Source organism: Psychrobacter glacincola, assembly GCF_904846215.1.
In the GTDB taxonomy this organism is placed as follows: Bacteria; Pseudomonadota; Gammaproteobacteria; order Pseudomonadales; family Moraxellaceae; genus Psychrobacter; species Psychrobacter glacincola.
In genome coordinates, this window is sequence record NZ_CAJGZK010000061.1 from 1 (window position 1) to 1,021 (window position 1,021).

Annotated in this window: 1 protein-coding gene; it reads right to left on the reverse strand. The window is 43.7% G+C overall.

Annotation, left to right across the window (positions count from 1 at the left end):
* Window positions 1-26: 26 nt before the first annotated feature.
* Entirely contained in the window at window positions 27-953 is a 927-nt protein-coding gene (locus JMW90_RS13390; RefSeq protein WP_201564741.1) for an IS30 family transposase, read from the reverse strand.
* Window positions 954-1,021 lie beyond the last annotated feature (68 nt).

Genomic DNA, 1,021 nt, shown 5'->3' on the forward strand with positions numbered 1-1,021 from the left:
CTTAGATTAACATACCAAGTGCAACGCTAAATTATATTATAGAACACCTGATTGGGCGTTTTAAACCCTAAGCGTTTTCTTGGTCTGTTGTTTAGTTTATTCTCAATGTCCTGTATCTCATTATCAGAGACTTGTCTAAAGTCACAACCCTTAGGCAAGAACTCTCTGATTAAGCCGTTGGTATTCTCGTTGGTTCCCCGCTGCCATGATGCATAAGCATCGGCAAAGAAGAACAGACTAAAGAGCTTTTGTTTCACCTTCTTATGCTGAGCAAACTCTTTACCATTGTCAGAGGTAATGGTCTTAACCTGTAACCTCACTGGCTTTAGGATACCTATCATTGCCTCTGATACTTGCTGTGCCGTTTTATGACCCACACGCTTCATTTTAAGCAGTCCTGTTTTACGTTCAACGAGCGTTACAATCGCTTGCTTGTGATGCTGACCGATAACGGTATCCGCTTCCCAGTCACCAATACGTGATCGTTCTTCCACAATACAAGGGCGCTCATGAATCGAGACTCTGTCGTTGATACGGCCTCGGGTCTCAGCTGTTAGTCGCTTACGGTAAGGTTTGGCTTTGCGTCTGAGACACTGCCATAACGTGCCGCCTTGTCTCTTGTCCCTCCAGATATAGCGATAGATGCTCATGTGACTAATACCACCATGAACTCCGGCTATTTGTTCAGGACTCCAGCTGTCTTTCAGCTTGTCTGTAACCCATAACCAGATGTCAGTAACAATAGTTACGGCGTTGTTTGATCGTCTTGCACAAGCCTTGTTATGAGCATGATTAACCCGATAACCTCGAAGGCTTTTATTGCGTCTGATCTCTCTTGATATGGTGCTAGGACTTCTTCCTAATGTTTCAGCTATAAATTTAATACTATGTTCTGCCCCTATAAGGGCATAAATCTGGTATCGTTCCCCTAGGCTTAGATGTGTATAGTTCATGGTTGCAATCTCACTTTGGTCGGTGGATAAAGACTTTGATGCTAGCGCATCTAGGTCTTTTTTTCCCC

Bases quoted from the DNA above. Each gene is read 5' to 3' on its own strand.
- JMW90_RS13390 (WP_201564741.1), bottom strand. From the start codon at position 953: ATGAACTATACACATCTAAGCCTAGGGGAACGATACCAGATTTATGCC.